Source organism: Kyrpidia sp. (assembly GCF_023512215.1).
Lineage (GTDB): Bacteria > Bacillota > Bacilli > Kyrpidiales > Kyrpidiaceae > Kyrpidia > Kyrpidia spormannii.
This window is the reverse complement of record NZ_JAILZZ010000053.1, coordinates 1-19,711: the sequence shown is the minus strand read 5'-3', so window position 1 is coordinate 19,711 and position 19,711 is coordinate 1. Positions and strand designations below refer to the sequence as shown.

At 61.9% G+C, this 19,711-nt stretch carries 18 protein-coding genes; 17 read left to right on the top strand and 1 reads right to left on the bottom strand.

Annotation, left to right across the window (positions count from 1 at the left end):
- Positions 1-27 precede the first annotated feature (27 nt).
- The 10 genes from K6T64_RS14245 (at position 28) to erpA (ending at position 11,427) form a co-directional block, all read left to right on the top strand.
- On the top strand, positions 28-855 hold the full coding sequence (locus K6T64_RS14245; protein ID WP_288010761.1) for an alpha/beta hydrolase family protein: 828 nt from the start codon (positions 28-30) through the stop codon (positions 853-855).
- Between the two features lie 262 nt (positions 856-1,117).
- The gene (locus K6T64_RS14240; RefSeq protein ID WP_288010760.1) at positions 1,118-2,194 is read left to right on the top strand and encodes an S-layer homology domain-containing protein; all 1,077 of its coding nucleotides are present in this window, start codon (positions 1,118-1,120) and stop codon (positions 2,192-2,194) included.
- 505 nt (positions 2,195-2,699) lie between these two features.
- A complete protein-coding gene (locus tag K6T64_RS14235; protein WP_288010759.1) occupies positions 2,700-3,329 on the top strand; it encodes an alpha/beta hydrolase in 630 nt (209 codons plus the stop codon).
- A gap of 614 nt (positions 3,330-3,943) precedes the next feature.
- Positions 3,944-6,970 carry an S-layer homology domain-containing protein gene (locus K6T64_RS14230; RefSeq protein WP_288010758.1) on the top strand — a complete coding sequence of 1,009 codons (3,027 nt, stop codon included), beginning with the start codon at positions 3,944-3,946 and terminating at the stop codon, positions 6,968-6,970.
- Positions 6,971-7,164: 194 nt separating this feature from the next.
- Positions 7,165-7,467 (top strand): winged helix-turn-helix transcriptional regulator, encoded by a 303-nt coding sequence (locus tag K6T64_RS14225; protein ID WP_013075862.1) that lies wholly within the window; start codon positions 7,165-7,167, stop codon positions 7,465-7,467.
- Between the two features lie 57 nt (positions 7,468-7,524).
- Entirely contained in the window at positions 7,525-7,761 is a 237-nt protein-coding gene (locus K6T64_RS14220) for a hypothetical protein (RefSeq protein ID WP_288010757.1), read from the top strand.
- Between the two features lie 39 nt (positions 7,762-7,800).
- The gene (locus K6T64_RS14215; protein WP_157935424.1) at positions 7,801-8,550 is read left to right on the top strand and encodes an HAD family hydrolase; all 750 of its coding nucleotides are present in this window, start codon (positions 7,801-7,803) and stop codon (positions 8,548-8,550) included.
- On the top strand, positions 8,547-10,379 hold the full coding sequence (gene typA, locus K6T64_RS14210) for a translational GTPase TypA (RefSeq protein WP_288010756.1): 1,833 nt from the start codon (positions 8,547-8,549) through the stop codon (positions 10,377-10,379). Before K6T64_RS14215 ends, typA begins: the two co-directional genes overlap by 4 nt.
- Before the next feature lie 137 nt (positions 10,380-10,516).
- On the top strand, positions 10,517-10,984 hold the full coding sequence (locus K6T64_RS14205) for a hypothetical protein (RefSeq protein ID WP_100667526.1): 468 nt from the start codon (positions 10,517-10,519) through the stop codon (positions 10,982-10,984).
- A gap of 86 nt (positions 10,985-11,070) precedes the next feature.
- Complete coding sequence (erpA, locus tag K6T64_RS14200) at positions 11,071-11,427, top strand: iron-sulfur cluster insertion protein ErpA (RefSeq protein WP_100667527.1); 357 nt, start codon at positions 11,071-11,073, stop codon at positions 11,425-11,427.
- Positions 11,428-11,530: 103 nt separating this feature from the next.
- Here erpA and ymfI read toward each other — a convergent pair whose 3' ends face one another.
- On the bottom strand, positions 11,531-12,292 hold the full coding sequence (ymfI, locus tag K6T64_RS14195; RefSeq protein ID WP_288010762.1) for an elongation factor P 5-aminopentanone reductase: 762 nt from the start codon (positions 12,290-12,292) through the stop codon (positions 11,531-11,533).
- Positions 12,293-12,502: 210 nt separating this feature from the next.
- Here ymfI and K6T64_RS14190 point away from each other — a divergent pair, with 210 nt between their 5' ends.
- From K6T64_RS14190 to K6T64_RS14160, 7 genes are all read left to right on the top strand, one after another.
- Positions 12,503-13,447, top strand: a complete 945-nt coding sequence (locus K6T64_RS14190; RefSeq protein WP_100667528.1) for a hydroxymethylglutaryl-CoA lyase — start codon at positions 12,503-12,505, stop codon at positions 13,445-13,447.
- Between the two features lie 17 nt (positions 13,448-13,464).
- Entirely contained in the window at positions 13,465-14,985 is a 1,521-nt protein-coding gene (locus tag K6T64_RS14185; RefSeq protein WP_198592162.1) for an acyl-CoA carboxylase subunit beta, read from the top strand.
- 74 nt (positions 14,986-15,059) lie between these two features.
- Entirely contained in the window at positions 15,060-15,494 is a 435-nt protein-coding gene (locus K6T64_RS14180) for a hypothetical protein (RefSeq protein WP_288010755.1), read from the top strand.
- A gap of 130 nt (positions 15,495-15,624) precedes the next feature.
- Positions 15,625-16,056, top strand: a complete 432-nt coding sequence (mraZ, locus tag K6T64_RS14175; protein ID WP_100667531.1) for a division/cell wall cluster transcriptional repressor MraZ — start codon at positions 15,625-15,627, stop codon at positions 16,054-16,056.
- A 16-nt stretch (positions 16,057-16,072) separates the two neighbouring features.
- Positions 16,073-17,020 carry a 16S rRNA (cytosine(1402)-N(4))-methyltransferase RsmH gene (gene rsmH, locus K6T64_RS14170; RefSeq protein WP_288010754.1) on the top strand — a complete coding sequence of 316 codons (948 nt, stop codon included), beginning with the start codon at positions 16,073-16,075 and terminating at the stop codon, positions 17,018-17,020.
- Positions 17,021-17,033: 13 nt separating this feature from the next.
- Positions 17,034-17,414, top strand: coding sequence for an FtsB/FtsL family cell division protein (locus K6T64_RS14165; RefSeq protein WP_100667533.1), 381 nt, complete (start codon positions 17,034-17,036; stop codon positions 17,412-17,414).
- On the top strand, positions 17,411-19,567 hold the full coding sequence (locus tag K6T64_RS14160; protein ID WP_288010753.1) for a PASTA domain-containing penicillin-binding protein: 2,157 nt from the start codon (positions 17,411-17,413) through the stop codon (positions 19,565-19,567). Before K6T64_RS14165 ends, K6T64_RS14160 begins: the two co-directional genes overlap by 4 nt.
- The last annotated feature ends 144 nt before the right edge of the window (positions 19,568-19,711 follow it).

Below are 19,711 nucleotides of genomic sequence, written 5' to 3'. Positions count from 1 at the left end.
CCGGTACGCAATCCTGGAGGCCGACCCATGGCCCGCGTTCGCCGCCCGCTGGTCGCGGTGGCGAGCGCACTGCTGCTCGCGATCGCCGGCTGCACTCCGGAGCCGCCGCCAGACCCCGAGCCGCCGCCGACCACCACCCCGAGCGCCAGCCCGGACGTGACGCTGCCGCCTGTCGGCGTGGACTGCCGCGAGCTGGCCACGCAGGGACTGACCCTGCACCTGACCAACGCCGCCGATCTGTCCATCGCCGCGGTCGAGTACGGCTCCGGCCCCAAGGGCGTGGTGCTCGCCCACCAGAGCGACGCGAACATGTGCCAGTGGCTCCGGTACGCCATCGTGCTGGCCGAGCAGGGGTACCGGGTGGTGGCGTTCGACTTCGCCGGGTTCGGCGCCTCCTCGCCGACGGATTCGAAGACCTACCTGGAGGACATTCGAACCGCGGTCACCTACCTGCGCGAGCGGGGGACGCCGCGGGTGGCCGTGATCGGGGCCTCCATGGGGGCGACGATGAGCATCGTGGCCGCGGCGGCGATCACCCCGCCGCTGGATGCCGTGGTCGCGATCTCGCCACCGTCGACGTTCGACGGCGTCAACGCCGAGCGGGCCGCCGTGGAGCTGAAGTCCCCGGCGCTGTACATCGCGGGGGAGTCCGACGGCGACTACGAGGTCTACGCCGAGGAGATCAACGAGGCGACCCCCGAGTCGCTGCGCAGCCTGCTCGTGGTCGACTCGCCCGAGCACGGGGTGAAGCTGGTCGAGGCCGGCACGGCGGCCGGGGCCGAGGTCCGGGCCGCGATCCGGAGCTTTCTCGCCCAGCACCTGAACCCGTCCCCGACGACCAGCACGACCAAGTGACCCGGTGATCTGGCCCCTGCCCCGTCCCGGTGACGGCGATCTCCCGCTGTCCACCCGACGGCCGGTTGGCCACCGGGCGGCCGTAGGCTGGCCGCGTGAGTGTGGCGGAGGCGCCGGTGCCTGAGCAGGTCAACCACTCGCCGGGGCGTGCCTCCGCGACGTTGGCCCCACCGGACACCCCCGAGGTCGCGACCATACGGCCGGTCTCGCTGGCCGCGCGGCTGCGCATCGCGTTATCCCCGACTCACTAGTCGGGGCCGCATTGAAGCCCGGTGGTGGTGGCGGCGGTGGCGGAGGCGGCGGTGGCGGAGGCGGAGGTGGAGGCAGCGGTGGCGGCAGCACCAATGTCGTCCGCTCGGACAACGGCAATTTGCAGATCCCGTCCGGATCCGGCGGGGAAGTGAGCCTCGGGAACTCCGTGAAGGTGATCGTGCCGCAAGGAGCGTTCAGCGGGACCGTGCGGGTTACCATCGAAGTCGTCGCGCCGTCTCAGCAGCCGGCGGCCGGGGCGGGCATGGTGCCTGTCAGCTCGGTCTTTGAGATCACCCGGGATCCGGCGGGCACGTTCAACCAACCGGTGACCATCCGGATTCAGTTCGACTCCTCGCTGGTCGACGGGGCCGAAGTGGCCGTGTTCTACTATGATGAACAGCAACAACAGTGGGTGAAGGTCCCCACTACCGTCGAGGGGAACACGGCGATCGCCACGGTGAGTCACTTCACCAAGTTCGCGGTGTTCGCGGTGAAGGAGACACCCACGCCCCCGCCGCCGAACCAAGGCGGTGCCTTCGCGGACACGGCGGGCCACTGGGCCGAATCGCTGATCAAGACGGCGGTGGGCCAGGGCTGGGTGAAAGGCTATCCGGACGGGACATTCCACCCGGATGAGCCGGTGACCCGGGCGCAGTTCGCGGTGTTGCTGGCCAAAGCCCTTAGGCTGGCGGTGCCGGAGGGAACAGCGGCCTTGCCTTTTGCCGATGCGGCATCGATTCCCGATTGGGCGCGGCCGTTCGTGGCGGCCTGTGTGCAGGCGGGAATTCTGCACGGCTACGAGGACGGCACGTTCCGGGCGGATGCGCAAATCAGCCGGGCGGAGATGGCGGTGATGGTCGCCAGGGCGCTGGGGCTGAGTGCGGAGCCGGGAGCCGCAACGGGATTTGCGGACGACGGAGCGATTCCGGGCTGGGCGCGGTCCTCTGTGGCTGCGGTGAAGCAGGCAGGCCTGATGCATGGCCGGGGCGAGAACCGGTTTGAGCCGGCTGGGATCACGACCCGGGCCGAGGCGGTGGCCGTGCTGCTGGAAGGCAGGACGGCGGGCGGCACGTCGTTTGCGCCGTGAAGAAAGAGCCGGCCCTGAACCGGGCCGGGAACGGGCGACCCCGGGACCGCCTTCGACCGGTGGTGCAAACGTTCAGTCGGTGAGGTGGGGAAAAAAGAAGCCGGGCTTCCGGGTATGATGACGCCGGAGCCCGGCTTCTTGTGTCATTCGGACGGTGCCGATGCAGACGGCCGCATGTTCGCGATGTCGGGGCGGGAGCGTGGCAGGTTCAGGGCTCTGTACACCGGAACATGCGCAGCCTCCGCTCGGCCATGCCCATTTCTGTGTCCGAGTGCCGCCATTCACATTCCGAAAGTGAGAAACTGCCCCGGAATAACTTCCCGGCGGATGCCTCATTCGGCTCTTTCCCGGTGCTGTGTTTTAACGAGTTTTAAGATGGACGTGCTAAAGTGAGGCGGCGGCGCCCATGTCCTGTTGCCGATCATCGACTTCTAACGTGGCCGGGACCGATATGAGGCCGAAAGGAAACATCTCCTCCTGTACCTGCCCGAAAGGAGATTTCGACGTGAGAGAATCGGAGACGATCAGGTTTGAACGAGTGAAATGCGGCACAACCGTCGGGAAAATGAGAATATGGTTGGTCGTCGCGGCTGCGGCCATCCTCATGGCCGCTCTGTCCCTGATGGGCATATCCGGTTATGCCGGATGGCAGTTGACGCACCCGCAGGAAAAACCGATCACCGTCTATCCGGCCGATTACGGACTTGAAAAGAAAGACGTTCAATTTCACAGCACTTTGGGCCATGTGTTGTTGAAAGGTTGGCTGATTCCCGGGCAAGACAGCAGAAGAATCGTCATTTTTGCGCACGGGTACCGGGACAACCGTTCCGTCGAGGAGCCGGTGCTTCCCCTGGTCAAAGCGCTTCATGAACAAGGGGTTGCATCGCTTCTGTTCGATTTCCGCAATTCCGGTGAATCGGAAAAAGACATCACGAGTATCGGGCAATTTGAAAAGGCGGATTTGCTTTCCGCCATTGATTATGCGAAGAGTCTTGGGAATGAACAAATCGGTCTGATCGGATTTTCGATGGAGGCGGCCGCCGCTTTGATGGCCGCGCCCGAGGTGAACCATCTCCGATTCGTGGTGGCCGATTCACCTTTTGCCGATCTGGAGAGCTATCTGCGGGACCATTGATCGATTTGGAGCGGGCTGCCGAATTTCCCGTTCACCTCGTTGATCATGGGAGAAACGTTTCGTTCAGGGGCTTGGCGGCGGTGTACACGCCTGATCTGCGGGATATGGAGAACCTCCCGTCCGCCGGGGTGATCTGGACGATGTCGGCCAAATCGAAGATGATTTGGCGGATCTGGGGTTGTGGATCAAGGCCCGGCACCCTGCTGCCAAGGTGATGGTGGCCGGTTATGTCCCGGGCGGAGGAACGGCGATCCGGTTGGCGAGGGGTTCTGGAGCGGTGACCGTGGGGCGACGGGCTGTGCTCACGGTTCCGTGTCCTGCGTTCATTGCACGGCGGGTCCACTCTTTCTTGGAGAATAGGAATAACATGGATAAATTTTTAATTGGTTTTAAGGTTCAATTCTTATAATCATATGCGCGCCTGTAGCTAACGGGAACGGGGGCAGTGCGGAGGATGGTATAAAGCCTTTCGGCCACGGCCTCCGTGGCTCCGGTAAAGGCCGCAGGTGTGATAGCGTGTAGCGAAACGGGGGACCTGATGGATCGAGACCCCTGAGGGTGGTGATTCGACGGGTGCAGCTTAACTCGGGAAACAGCGGACAGGGGGAATGCGGATGAAAGGGTGGACAGCGAGGATTCGCCGGGTGGCCGTAATCGGTTTGATCGGGCTGATGGTGAGTGCCGCGGGGTGGCAGCCGGGGACGGTGCGGGCCGGCAACGGGCCGGCGGGTATGGACGGAGACGGAAGCCAAACAAATCCGTACGTGATCACGAACAGGTATCAATTGGATGCCCTGCGGAACATGACCACGACTCCCGGAACAGTTTTTGTGCTGGGGCGGGATATTGATCTCGGCGGCACGGAATGGGAGCCGATTCCCTCGTTTGCCGGAGAATTAGACGGAAGAGGGCACACGATCACGGGCTTGACGATCACCACCACCACGGCGGACACCGTCGGCCTGATCGGGACCCTGGACAGCGGAGGGGAGATAAGAAACCTCACCCTGGACAACGTACAGATCACAACCGGTGACGGGCAGTTTTGGGTGGGGGTGTTGGTGGGGACAAATCGCGGCACCGTACGAAACAGTCAGGTGGCAGGGACTTTGACGGTAAATGGAGGAGTTGTCTCTATCGGTGGTCTGGCCGGCTTGAACGGCGATCGCAGAACCGATGACGTCGGATCCATTGTGGACAGCTCGGCTTTGGTCAGCATTACGGCCACCGCGACCAACGCCACCATCGGCGGACTTGTGGGAACAAACACGGAGGGTTCTACGATTCAAGACAGCCACGCCGACGGGGCGGTGACGGTTAACGGTGCCGGGAACTGGATCGGCGGGCTGGTGGGGAACAATGCCGGCTCCGTGTCCGGCAGTCATTCGACCGGCAGCGTGCATGTGAATGACGTGGCGAACACCTATGGTTGGCTTTCGATTGTGGGCGGCCTTATCGGAGAGAACCAGGGTAGCGTGCAGGATAGCTACGCCGGAGGGGATGTTTCAGGCTCTGGGGGTACCTTTCCCCGTTATGGTGGGTTAGCCGGACATAATCAGGGCACCATCATCCGCAGTCATTCTGAGGGAAACGTGCGTGTCGAAGCGCGGGACACTTCTGTCACTGCCGGCGGGCTGGTGGGGTGGAATGACGTTCAAGGAGACACTGATGCCCCAACCGGCGGGGTCATCGAGTACAGCTACTCGACCGGTGGTGTCGCGGTAACCGGCGGTGCGTCCGACAGTGTCGGCGGGCTGGTCGGATATAATAATGGCGGTACGATCATCCGCAGTCATGCTGAGGGAAAGGTGGGTGTCGCAGCGGATCCTTCTACTTCTGTCACTGCCGGCGGGCTGGTGGGGGTGAATGAGGCTCAAGGAGGCACTGATCCCCCAACCGGCGGGGTCATTGCGTACAGCTACTCAACCGGTCAAGTCGCCGTAACCGGCGATGAGGGCGCTGTCGGCGGGCTGGTGGGAGACAATATGGGCCGTGTGAGCATCAGTTATGCGGCGGGCGACGTGGGGGGATCCGGCGACTCCTCTTCCGTGGGCGGCTTGGTCGGGTTCAATAGAGGGCCGTACTCCACCGCCATTGAGAACAGTTACGCTCAGGGAGATGTGCTGTGGAACGGAGCGAGTTTAACTGTAGGCGGGCTGGTGGGAGACAATTCGACAGGAGTGTATAACGCTTACGCGGCGGGAAAAGTGACGGGGCAAGGTACTGACGTGACAGTCGGCGGGCTGATCGGATACAACGAAGAACAAGGCACCGCCGACGGTTGCTACTGGGATACAGGCGCGACGGGACAAGACAAGGCTGCTGGGGCGAACGACAACGGTGATCCGGTGGGGGCCACGGGGTTATCCACGTCGGACATGATGCAGCAGGCGAGCTTCCAGGGTTGGGAATTCAACGGAATATGGGGCATCGACCCGGGCAAGAGCCGGCCGTTTCTCTTGGCCCTGTTCTCGGGAGGACTGGCGTTTGAACCGCCGCAGTATGAGATGAATGTCGGGGAGAGCCGGGATGCGGTATTGTCCGCGCAGTATTCGGACGGAAATCGTTGGCATATCACCACCTGGGCGACGGTTGTGTCTTCGGATCCCGGAGTGGCCGATGTGGCAAAAGTGGAGCCGGTATGGAAAGTGACGGGGAATCAGGCCGGGACGGCGACGTTGACGGCATCATTCCCGAATTTGGTCGATGTCCCCAATCTCCCTGATGCGACGGCGACGGTGAAGGTCGTTTCGCCGTCCTCCGGGGGAGGCGGCGGGGGAGGTTCCGGTCCTGTCCTGCTTCGCCTGGTTGTCGGGCCCGAGTCCCTGGACCTGAAAGTCGGGGAGAGCCGGTCCCTCCAAGCGTACGCCGAGTACGCGGGCGGGTGGAAGCAAGACGTGACGGGGCTGGCGACCTATCAGAGTTCCGATCCCGCCGTGGCGGAGGTGGATAGCCTGGGCCGGGTGACGGCGAAGGCGCCGGGCACGGCGGAGATGACCGTAACCTATCAGGGCAAGACGGTACAGCTGCAGGTCACCGTCCAGCGTGTGACGCCTCAGGGTCCGGATTTCACCGACATCAAGGGCCACTGGGCGGAGGCCCTGATCCGGGAGGCGGCGGCCCGGGGATGGGTGACCGGATTTCCCGACGGCAGCTTTCGGCCCGATCAGCCGGTGACCCGGGGCGAATTTGCTGTCATGGCCATGAAAGCCTTCGGGTGGACGGCCCCGGTTGACCAGCCGCCGCATTATCTGGACCGGGACGGGATTCCCGACTGGGCCCGGGATGCGGTGGCGGCCGGGACGGTCCTCGGGGTCCTCAAAGGGTACGACGATGGATATTTTCGACCCGATCGGCTGATCAGCCGGGCGGAACTTGGGGTGATCATCGCCAAAGCGGCGGGGTTGCCGGTGATGGCTGGCGCCCACACCACCTTTGCCGATGACAGCGCCATTCCCGAGTGGGCCCGGAGGTTTGTGGCGGTGGCCCAAGAGGCCGGACTGTTGGTCGGGAGGGGTGACAACCAGTTTGAGCCGGAAGGTTTGACAACCCGGGCCGAGGCGGTGGCGGTGCTCCTCAAAACCGCGGCCGGTCAAAATTCTGGCGGCGGAACGGCGTCTGCGCCATCCGTTGCTGAATAGCATCCCAATTCTATAAGCTGGGGTTCGGGCGACAGAGGTGTCACCCGGCCCCGGCTTTTTGTTTTCGACGGGATTCGACATTCTATGGTTGACCGACGGTTGGGCATTCCGTATAATAAATGGGTAAGTATCCTACCCATCGGTAAGCCCGAGGCCACCCCGGGGATGGGCAGGGGTTGAGGGGATGAGGGAATATGGGCGATGCAGCGTGCCCAATTGAGCGCACTCTTCAGGTCATCGGCAAGAAATGGATGGTCTTGATTATTCGGGAGTTGTTTCGGGGGAAGCGCCGGTTTGCGGAGATCGGGCGAAACTTGCAGATCACGGACAAGGTGTTGTCCGAGCGGCTGAAAGAGCTGGAAGAACACGGAATTGTCGAGCGAACGGTTTATCCGGACGCTTCTCCACCCCGGGTGGAGTACACCCTGACGGAGAAGGGGCGGTCATTGAATATTGTCCTTGAGTCGATGATGGAATGGGGCTCGAAGTACGCATAAGTCCGTCGGGCCGGCCGATACTAGGGGCAAAATGCCCCGAGGAAAGGTGGACGACGGATGCCCAGGCGAGAGGAAAAACGCACAGAATCGGGCGATCAAAAGCGGCGGGAAGGCGCAGTGACAGCGGGAGGAGAAAAGGAATACCACGCCTACCCCGGGAAACCCATGCCCTGGACCACGGGGTTTTTGACCGGTTTGTTTGGCCCCTACGGTGGAGGCTTCGGCTTTTGGGCGCTGCTCGGGGTGTTGGCGGCGGTGGCGGTATGGGTGGTCGTTGCGCTGTTCAGCCGCTAGAACCGGCCGCTTTGGTCTGCCCCGAACGGGTGGATACCAGTGAAGAAGGACAAAGAGCACATTATCTTTGATCTGGATGATACCTTGGTGCACTGTAATGTGCACTTTCTTCGTGTCCGCAGGAATTTTGTAGAGCAAATGCTGAGTTGGTTCGGGCGGGGCGGGGTGACGGGCCGGGAGATTTGGGCGACACAGTCCCGGATCGATCTGGAGCAGGTGGAGAAGGGCGGCTTGCAGAAAGATCATTTTCCCCAGTCCTTGGTGGAAACCTACCGCATATTTTGTAAGCGGTTCGGGCGCAAAGCGGAGCCCGAGGAGGAACGGTCTTTGCTCGCCCTGGGTTACCGGGTCTACGAGTCTCCGGTCATTCTCTACCCCTATGCCCGGGAAAGCCTCGAGGAGTTGCGGGATCGGGGACATGTCCTATATCTTTATACCGGCGGGGATCCCGAGGTTCAGCTCCGGAAACTGGAACAGTCCGGGCTGAGCCGATTTTTCGATCCGGAGAGGCGGTTTGTCACTCCGTTTAAAGACCGCGTCCGATTGGGCGAGCTGCTCCATCAGTTTGACCTTCCCGCCGGAGGCGCGTGGATGGTGGGGAACTCTTTGCGAAGCGATATTCTGCCGGCCCTGGAGCTGGGTTTGACGGCGATTCACGTGCCGGAAGAGCAACCCTGGGAGTTCGACCACGCGGTGATCCCGGAGTCGTACTATTCGCGGTTGCATCACGTATCCGGGTTGCGGGAGGTCCCCGCCGTCATCATTGGAGAGAGAGGTGTGGCCGGATGACCGAACAGAGGCATCTGCGCAATGTGGCCATCGTGGCCCACGTGGATCACGGCAAGACGACCCTGGTGGACCAGATGCTGCGGCAATCCGGCTCGTTTCGCGAAGGGGCCCGGGTAGAAGAACGGGTCATGGATCAGGGAGAATTGGAGCGGGAGCGGGGCATCACCATTCTCGCCAAAAACACCTCCATTCGCTACGGGGAGTACGTGATCAACATCGTCGACACCCCGGGACACGCGGATTTTAGCGGCGAGGTGGAGCGGATTATCCGCATGGTGGACGGCGTGCTTTTGGTGGTGGACGCTTTTGAAGGGGTGATGCCCCAGACCAAATTCGTCCTGCGCAAAGCCTTGGCGGCCGGGTTGGCGCCCATCGTGGTGTTGAACAAGATGGATCGCCCCCAGGCCCGGCCCGAGGAGGTCCTGGAGCAGGTGTACGATCTGTTTCTGACCCTTGAGGCCTCGGATGAACAATTGGATTTTCCCGTCCTCTACGCCTCGGCCGTGCAAGGAACGGCCACCTTGGACCCGGCGGTTCCGGGCAAGGACCTGGGGCCACTCTTTGAAGCGATCATCCATCGGATTCCGGCCCCCGGGGGAGATCCTTCCGGTCCCCTGCAGTTTCAGGTCACCCGGCTGGATTATGATGAGTACCTGGGGCGCATCGGCGTGGGCCGGATCTACCGGGGGACGCTGACTTCAGGCCAGAGGCTGGCGCTGGTTTCTCCCGGGACGGAACCGCGCTCGGTCCGGGTGCAAAAATTGTACGGCTTTGTCGGCCTCTCCCGGGTGGAGTTGGAGAACGCCGGGACCGGTGATCTCGTGGGGGTGGCGGGGATCCCGGATATCACCGTCGGTGAAACCCTGGCCGACCCCGATCATCCGGAGCCCCTGCCGGCTATTGAGGTGGAGGAGCCCACGATCGAGATGACGTTTCTCATTAACGACAGCCCCTTTGCCGGCCGGGAAGGGACCTTTGTGACCTCCCGCCAGCTGCGGGAGCGGCTCTACCGGGAGACCGAGCGGGACGTGAGCTTGCGGGTGGAAGACACGGACAGTCCGGACGCCTGGCGGGTGGCCGGGAGGGGGGAGCTGCACTTATCGATTCTGATCGAGACGATGCGCCGGGAAGGGTACGAGCTTCAGGTGTCCAGGCCCCGGGTGATCCTGAAAGAGCGGGATGGCCGGCTCTACGAACCTTACGAGTGGTTGACCGTGGATGTACCCGAAGAGTTTGTGGGCGTGGTCATGGAACAGATCGGCGCGCGCAAGGGTGAACTCCAAAATATGGAGCCGACCGGCCAAGGGACGAGCCGATTGGAATTCATCGTTCCCACCCGGGGGTTGATCGGCTACCGCAGCCGCTTTCTCACTGAAACCCGGGGGAACGGGGTGATGCACCACCGGTTCTACGATTACCGCCCCCGGGAGGAGGGGCTCCCCGGCCGCAGTCAAGGGGTGTTGATCGCCGCGGTGGAGGGGACGGCCACCGCCTATGGCATTGAGTCCGTCCAGGACCGGGGCGTCATGTTTATCGAGCCCGGCGTCGAGGTGTACGAGGGCATGATCGTCGGCGAGCATTCCCGGGAACAGGATATCACTGTCAACGTGTGCAAGGCGAAACACGTCACCAATATGCGGGCTTCAACAAAAGAAGAAGGCATCCGGCTGAAGACGCCGCGCAAAATGTCCTTAGAAGCCGCCCTGGAGTATCTGGCCGACGACGAGTACTGCGAAATCACCCCGAAAGCGGTGCGGCTCCGGAAGCGGATTTTGTCGAAATCCGAGCGGGAGCGGGCAAACCGGGGGAAGGCGGGGGCCCGGACCTAGGCTCCCGCCCTTCTTTTTATTTCTGCGCATCAAAATTCGCGCATATTGCCCCACATGTGGTATACTGTGGAGTAAAGATCGGGTTAAGGCCGCTCCACACCGGATGACGGGGCCTGTTTCCGCCAGGGGGGATTCCGGTGGATCAAGAATTCGTCTATCCGTTGACCATGAAAGATGGCAAGGTGTTCGATGCCTTGGGGCAGGATGTCACAGAACAGTACCAGCGGGTCAAGCAAGCGGAGGCTGCGGAGCGGATGTTGCGTGCCTTGGAGATCCTGCAGCAGAAAAAAGCCGAGGGGACTCCGACCCAGCACCTTCTTTACGTGGACACCGCTTTTCGATACTGTGCGGTGGTGGAGACTTTTGCGGGGGATGATTTGTCAGAACGACTCAATCTTGCGTACGCCGAGCGCGTTCACGAAGATGACAAAGGTCGGCTGTTTTTGGACAAAGTGAACCGGGCCCTGTACCCGATCGAAAGCCTGGCGGAACTGTACCGCATGGCCCGATCGGGCATGTTTTCCACGGCGGTGGCGGAAGCGATTTGGGACAATCGCGAAGCGGCTTTTTATCTAATTCGGGATTTGTGGGATCCGGCCGTATAATTGTCGCGAAAAGACTTGCTTTTCAAAGGGCAGAGGGGATACACTGGTCGTGTAGGCAATCGATCTTACCGGGAGGTGTTGAGTGGATGATAACGCTGACCCAGGAAGCGGCCGGGAAGCTCAAGGAACTCATTGCCGACAAAGGGCGCGAGGATCTGGCGGTTCGGGTGTTCATCAAAGCCGGGGGCTGCAGCGGTTTCAGCTACGGCATGGCCCTGGATGAGCCGAAGAATGAGGACAATGTCGTGGAGTCCGAAGGTGTCCGGGTGGTGATCGACCCGATGAGCGCTCCGTACCTCACCGGGGCGGAGATCGATTACGTGGATACCCTCACCGGGGCGGGGTTTAAGATTCACAACCCCAACGCGGTCTCCACCTGCGGATGCGGTCATTCGTTCCGTACGGCGGACGGGGCCGATGAGCCCGGTTGTTGCGATCATTGAGCGACCTGAAGGGTTTTCCATGATCCCGTCACCCGCGGCGAGGACCGCGGGTTTTTTATGTCCGCAGGGGGCTACTGATCCTGGGTTTTCAGCTCAAGGGCCTTCAAGGGTATTGTCCACCGTTCGGCCGAAGGGTTTGCCCCGTGATCCAGTCGCTGTCCGGCCGGGAGAGAAACAAAACAGCCCGAGCCACGTCCTGGGGGGTGCCGAGGCGTCCGATCGGGATCTGATCGGCGATCTGGGCGCGCTCTTCGGGAGAAAAGGGGCCCAGCATGCCTGTGTCCACAGGCCCCGGGGAGACGGCGTTGACCGTTATCCCCGTTCGGGCCACTTCTTTGGCCAGGGCCCGGGTGAAGGCGATGAGCCCGCCCTTGGCAGCGGAGTACGCCACTTCCCCCGCCCCTCCCGTTTCCCCCCAGATTGAGGCGATGTTGATGATCCGCCCGTATCCCCGGCGGATCATGGCTGGGAGAGCCGCCCGGCAGGTGGCGTAGACCGCCTTTAGGTTTAGGGCGAGGAGGTGGTCCCATTCTTCCTCTTCGGTGTCGATGAGGAGCTTGTACGCAGTGTTACCCGCCGCGTTTACCAGAATGCGGAGAGGGCCCAGGGAGTCGGCGGCCCGGCGGACGAGATCCCGGGCTTCGTCACTACGGGTGAGATCCGCTTCGAGGACGACGGCTTCCACCCCGGATGCCCGGCAAGCGGAGGCGGTGAGAAGGGCGGCCTCCAGACGACGGTGGTAATGCAGGGCCACATGGGCCCCGGCATCGGCGAGCTCCTTGGCGATGGCTGCGCCGATGTCCCCGGATGCCCCGGTGATCAATGCCACGTGATCGGCCAGTGGCCGCCCGGTGGATGCTGCCATCGATTTCACCCCGGTTCCTCTTTCATATGTCGACAATAAGCGTATACCCGAAGGCGTAAAAGGGCAAGCCCTGGGGGGCGAGAGAACAGGCGCTGCGGAACCTGAACGAGCGATCGGTCAGCGACAGGATTTTGCCCCGATGTGTCGAAAATGGTAAATGGGTAGGAGCGCCTTTATGGAGCGAACATGGAGAGGTGAGGTGACGAGAGAGTGGGGACACAACCTCAGCGGGTGCAAATCGTGGAAGTCGGCCCGAGAGACGGGCTGCAAAATGAGCCGGATGTGGTTCCGACGGACGTGAAGGTGGCGTGGATTGACCGACTCAGCGAGACCGGACTAAAGCGCATCGAAGTAACATCTTTCGTCAACCCGCGCTGGATTCCGGCTTTGGCGGATGCCGAAGAGGTGATGCGGCGGATTCGGCGAGCAGAGGGGGTGCAGTACAGTGCCCTGGTTCCCAATGTGAAAGGACTGGAGCGGGCCGCAGCCATCGGGGTGGAGGCCGTGGCGGTGTTCATGTCCGCCAGTGAGACCCATAACCGAAAGAATATCAACAAGTCAATCGCCGACACGTACCCGGTGCTGGCCGAGGCGGTTCAAGAGGCGAAGGCCGGAGGAATGTTTGTCCGGGGTTACGTTTCCACGGCCTTTGGGTGCCCCTTTGAAGGCAGGGTACCCGTGGAACAGGTTCGAGAGGTCTCCCTGCGTCTCTTGGAGATGGGAATCGACGAGCTATCGGTGGGAGATACCATCGGCGTGGCGACGCCGGCGGATGTTCATCGATTGGTGGACCTCCTGTTAAAAGACGTGTCGATCGACCGGTTGGCGCTGCATTTTCACGATACGTATGGCATGGCCATTGCGAATATTTATGCGGCCATGGAGCACGGGGTCTACATTTTCGATGCCTCCTTAGGCGGGCTGGGCGGCTGTCCATACGCCCCCGGGGCCACGGGGAACGTGGCCACCGAGGACGTCCTGTACCTCATGCGAGGGTGCGGGGTGGAGACCGGGGTTTCCTTTGAAGCGGCTCTGGGAGCGGCGGAATTTATCGAAGGTGCCTTGGGCCGGACCTTGCCCGCCCATAACCTCCGGGCCCGGCGGGGCGCTTCGTGCAGTAACGATCACGCCGATTTGCACCAATGTTCACGGTAAAGGGGGACGTCCGATTCATGAGTGGGTACGAAGACATTCGAAACAAGATCCTGGGGGGCGGCGAGGAAAAGTATCATGAGAAACTTCGCCGGGACGGGAAATTGTTCGTGCGTGACCGATTGCGTCTGCTGTTGGACGATGATATTTCTTTTGAAGAGGGGTTGTTTGCCAATTGCCAGGCGGAGGGGTTGCCGGCGGACGGGGTGGTGACGGGAGTCGGCCGCATCCACGGGCGCACAGTCTGCTTTATGGCCAATGATTCCACGGTGAAGGCCGGGTCCTGGGGAGCCCGGACGGTGGAAAAGATCCTGCGGATCCAGGAACTCGCCGAGAAAATGCGCGTCCCCCTGTTGTATCTCGTGGATTCGGCGGGCGCCCGGATCACCGATCAGGTGGAGATGTTCCCGGGCCGCCGGGGGGCCGGGCGGATTTTTTACCATCAAGTGCGCCTTTCCGGGGTGATCCCCCAGATCTGTTTGTTGTTTGGCCCTTCCGCGGCTGGAGGCGCCTATATTCCAGCTTTCTGCGACCTGGTGATTATGGTGGAGGGAAACGCCAGCATGTATCTTGGCTCCCCCCGGATGGCGGAGATGGTGATCGGGGAGAAGGTAACTTTGGAGGAGATGGGCGGCGCCCGGATGCACTGCTCGGTGAGCGGCTGTGGGGATGTGTTGGCCAAGGATGAACAAGAGGCGATCGCCGCAGCCCGGGAGTACTTGAGATTCATGCCGAACAACTGGCAGGAGAAGCCGTCCCGGGCTGAACGCCGGCCCCCTAAAGCCAGCGAGCGCCCTCTTTCGGCGATTATCCCCGAGAATCAAAATGTGCCTTTTAACATGTACGATGTCATCGATCGCCTGGTGGACGAAGGATCATTCTTTGAAATCAAGCGCCTCTTCGCCCAGGAGTTGATCACGGGGCTCGCCCGGATCGACGGACGGCCGGTGGGGATCGTCGCCAATCAACCCCGGGTCAAGGGCGGGGTTCTGTTTGTGGACTCCGCGGACAAAGCGGCCCGGTTTGTCATGCTTTGCGACGCCTTTTCCATTCCCCTCCTGTTCTTGGCGGACGTGCCGGGTTTCATGATTGGGACGAAAGTTGAACGCCAAGGGATTATTCGGCACGGCGCCAAAATGATCGCCGCCGTTTCCGAGGCCACGGTGCCAAAGATTTCGGTGATCGTCCGCAAAGCCTACGGAGCCGGGCTTTATGCCATGGCGGGTCCGGCCTTTGAACCCGATGCCTGCATTGCTCTCCCCGGGGCGCAAATCGCAGTGATGGGACCCGAGGCGGCGGTGAACGCCGTGTACAGTAACAAGATCCAGTCTCTGCCCGAGGCAGAAAGACCCGGTTTTATCGAGGAGAAGCGGGAAGAGTACCGCCGGGATATCGACATCTACCGCTTGGCGGGGGAGCTCGTGGTGGATGAGATCGTGGAGCCGGATCGACTGCGGGAGGAACTCATCAAGAGATTCGCGGCTTATGAAACGAAGGAGTTGACCTTTGCTCGGCGCAAACATGCGGTCTACCCGGTTTAACAGAGCGATCCCAGAATGAGCGCCGACCGCCTTGGGCATCCTAGCCTCAGCAGATGGAGGGGGGCCGGGAGCATATGTGGCGGCAGGCGCGAAATCCGTCTTGGATATGGTTGGCAGTTGCCGGGGCGGTGCTGTTGGCGAGCCCCCAAGGGCGAAAGGCGGTGGCTCGCTGGGCCCGAACGGCGGCGGAGTGGTTGGAAGGGATGGAACACGGCGGTAAGACCCGGGGCCTTGGTGGGTCGCAGCATTCCCGGGGCGAAAAAGGGCACTCATCCCGGGAGTCCGAATTGCAGTCCGGGCGGCCGAAGGCGGATGGACGTCAAGGGAGCCGACTGAATCCCGGGGCCCGGGGTGTGGAGAAGCGCGGGCTTTCGAAAGAATCCAAGTTCGAACAGACCCGCGGTGATGGAGAACGGGCCACGGGGAGCCGGGATGAGGAAACCGCCGAAGGTCAGGTCGTCTGGTGGGTGACGAAGCCCGCCGGCACCGGAGATGAAAGGGAATCATGACGAGGAAAAAAAAGGACTACGTGGAATCCTGCCGATTCGGGCAGGATTTTTTTGCTGCCGAGGAGAATATGAAGAGTGTGGTGGAAAGTGGGGGTAAGTGGGGAGTTAGGGGGAAGGGTGGTGAGCGACCTTGTTCATCGGGGAGTTCAGTCATACCGTGGACGACAAAGGTCGGCTCACCATGCCCGCCAAATTTCGGGAAGGCCTCGGTCCGGGTTTTATTCTGACCCGGGGGTTGGACCGCTGCCTTTTCGCTTACCCGCGAAAAGAATGGGAGAGCGTCGAAGCAAAGTTGAAGACCCTACCTGTGGCCCGACCAGAGGCCCGGGCGTTCATGCGATTTTTCTTTTCTGGGGCGACGGAGTGCGAATTTGATCGACAGGGGCGGATTCTGATTCCCGGGTCCCTTCGCGAGTATGCGTCCCTGGAGAAGGATTGCGTGATTATCGGGGTTTCTAGCCGGGTGGAAGTGTGGGCCAAGGAGGCGTGGGATGCGTATTTTGACAAGGCCCAGGAATCTTTTGCCGGCATAGCGGAAAGCCTGGCAGAGCTGGGATTTTAAGATCGGGGGGAGTGCGTTGGCGTTCCGCCACGAACCGGTTTTGCTTCACGAGGTCCTCGCGATACTCCAGCCTCGCCCGGGCGGATTGTACGTGGACGGCACCGTGGGAGGGGGAGGGCACGCCCAGGCGATCCTTGAGGCTTCGGCACCGGACGGCCGGCTGATCGGTATCGACCAGGACGATGAAGCCTTGACCGCCTCGAAGGAGCGTCTGACCCGTTATGGAGGACGGGTGACGACCGTCAAGGGGAATTTTCGTCGCATCAAGGAGATTCTTTGGAGTCTCGGTGTGATCGAGGGCGTGGACGGGATCCTTCTCGACGTGGGGCTGTCCTCCCCTCAGGTGGACGAGGCGGAGCGAGGATTTAGCTATCGCTTGGACGCCCCCCTCGACATGCGAATGGATCTTTCCGGAACGCTGACCGCCCGGGACATCGTCAACAGTTGGCCAGAGGCGGAGCTTGCCCGGGTGGTCCGGGATTATGGGGAAGAACGATGGGCGGGCCGCATCGCCAAAGCCATTGTGAGGCGGAGACAACGCCAGGCCATCGAAACCACCGGGGAGTTGGCGGAACTGGTCAAGGAGGCCATTCCGGCTGCCTCCCGACGGCATGGACCTCATCCCGCGCGAAGGACCTTTCAAGCCTTGCGTATTGCGGTGAATGATGAGTTGGGAGCGCTGGAGGAGGGGGTGAAGGGGGCCCTGGATGTCCTTCGCCCGGGCGGGCGGTTGGCGGTGATTGCCTTCCATTCCCTGGAGGATCGTATCGTCAAGCGGATTCTCGCTGAGGAGGCCAGGTCCTGCATTTGCCCCCCGCAAGCGCCGGTGTGCACCTGTGGACGTAGGCCGCGGGTCCGGCTGATCGGCCGCCGGCCGATCGTTCCCGGTCCCGAGGAACTTGCGCGCAATCCCCGGGCCCGTTCAGCCAAACTTCGCGGGGCCGAGCGCCTTGCGCAGGAATAAGGGAGTGTATGGGATGGCGGCTGTGAAACCATTGAAACAGGTCGTGACAAAACCGAGTGTCAAACCCCGCCGTGGAGAAAGGCGGCTTCCCCGCCTATCGCCGGAGGTGGTGCGCGACCGTGTTTCGCTGGTCGCCGTGGTGCTGTTGGCCGTCGCGGTGGTAAGCTGGGTGATTTCCCGGGACGCGGCGATCACAGCCCGCAACTATCATGTCCAGGAGGTTCAGGGCCAGGTGGCTGATCTCGAACAGCAGAATAACGTGTTGCAGGGCGAGGTCAGCCGGCTCTCCGCGCCGTCTCGGGTGGTGGATGTGGCGAAAAAGATGGGGCTGGTGCCTGTTTCCCCGGATCAGTGGCGGGTGCTCTCGGCCTCGGGAGGTGGGGCGAGCCGATGAGACGCGGACGCCGAAGGCATGTGTGGCTGCTCGGGGGATTGGTGGCGACCCTTGCGGCCGTCACATTGCGGCTGGGCTGGATCCAGGTGGTGGATACCCCGGCTTGGGCCGCCCAGGCGGAAAACGTGTGGGTGGCCAATGAGGATCTCCCCGCCAATCGAGGGGAGATCCTAGACCGCAACGGCCGGGTGCTGGCGGAGACGGTGCCTGCGTACAACGTGGTCCTCCACACGAAAGCGGGACAGTTTCCGGACATTCCCGTGGTCGGTGAAGCTGCCGTCGCGAAACTGGCTCCCCTGGTGCACATGACCCCCGCCCAGATCGACCAGGTGGTGTCTGCCGCCGGGGAATGGACCGAACTGCGCCCCGGGGGAATGCGCCTGGATGAAGACTTAGCTCAGAAAATTCGCAGTCTTAAGTTGCCGGGGGTATTTTTGACGGACACCACAAAGCGCGTTTACCCTGGCGGAAGTTTGGCGGCCCATGTTCTGGGGTTCACGAACGTGGAGACCGGGGAGGGCCAGGCCGGGGTAGAACTGGAGTACAATAACATTCTCAAAGGGCAGCCCGGTCACGCCCGGTACTTGAAAGACCGGAACGGGTATCCGCTCCCCTTCGGGAAGGAGCAGATTGACCCGCCGGTGGACGGGAAAAATGTGGTGCTCACCATCGACAGCGCCATTCAGGCCATCGTCGAACGGGAACTCGACCGGCTCATGGCCGATGCACATCCGCAAACGGCCTCCGTCATCGTGGCCGACCCCCGAACCGGGGAAATCCTGGCCATGGCAAACCGCCCGACTTTCGACCCGAATCAGTACTGGAAATCCAGTTCATCGGTGTTGGACCGGAACATCGCCATCTCCGACCCTTTTGAGCCGGGTTCAACTTTTAAGCTGGTCACCTTGACGGCCGCCCTGGCGGAGCATAAGGTGAATCTCAACGACACCTTTCAATCCGGAAAGATCGTGGTTCAAGGGGTGCCGATCCACGACTGGAATTGGACGGGGTTTGGAACCATCAGCTTCCGGCAGGCGGTCATCGTCTCCAGCAATGTGGGATTCGTCATCCTGGGGCAACGGGTCGGGGCCGAAAAACTGTACGAGTATATCGATCGATTCGGTTTTAATTCCAAGACCGGGATCGATCTCCCCGGTGAAAGCGGGGCCCAGTTGTTCGATCCCGCGACCATTCGGCCCATCGATTTGGCGACAACCGCTTTTGGGCAAGGCATTGCGGTGACGCCGATCCAGCAAGTGGAAGAGGTGATGGCAATCGCCGACGGGGGAAAGCTGGTTCGCCCCCATGTGTTAAAAGAGGTGGTTGATCCCAAGACTGGAGCAGTCTTGCGGAACCAAGGGACCGAGGTGATTCGAGACGGGGTGGCTCCCCCGGATGTGTTGAACACGGTTCGGCAGATTATGGAGGATGTCGTGAGCAAAGATACATCAAAAGCGGCGTATATCCCGGGGTATCATGTAGCCGGGAAGACGGGCACCGCCCAGATTCCTTTGCCGAATCATACGGGATACTACCCGGATCGCTACCGGACGTCTTTTATCGGTTTCGCCCCGGCAAATGATCCCCGGGTCCTGATCTACGTCACGGCCGAAGCGCCAAAGGTGGCCCTCCAGTTCGGAAATACCGTGGCTTCGCCGGTGGCAAAAAGGATCCTGGAACAGGTGTTGCCTTATCTCGGGGTGGCCCCGGATCCCAGGGATCTGGCGGCGAATCCTCCCAAAGGCGCGCCGAACCCGGCCCCGCCCGCACCGCAGAATCTCGTGACCGTGCCTTCGGTGCAGGGGAAGGACAGCGGGCAAGCCCAGCAAATTCTCCGGGCTGCTGGCCTGAAAGCGTGGCTGACCGGCAAGCCGGGTCCTGTGGCGCACCAGTGGCCGGCTCCAGGCGTTCAGGTGGCCAAGGGGGCGGGGGTGGTGTTACAGACTCCGGCCAGGGATGACGGGAAGGTGGCTGTTCCGGATTTTGCCGGGCTCACGATGCGGGACGCCGCAGATCTGTGCGCAGCGGTGGGTCTGAAACTGAGTCCCACCGGGGATGGCTGGGCGATCTCCCAGAGCGTGCCCGCCGGCGGGCTTGTCCCGGCCGGATCGTCGGTTCAAGTGACATTCAAAAGCCGGTCACCTGGGTCGTAGGGCCCGGGTGGCGGACAGGGTCTTCTAGTTCGTCCGAACCGTGCATATGGTTCCCACAGAGGCCGTGAAGCCCAGTGGTGAAATGTCAAGGGGGTGGTCGAAGAAAATTGGGAATGGATATGGGAAATAGTTACAAATGCGAAG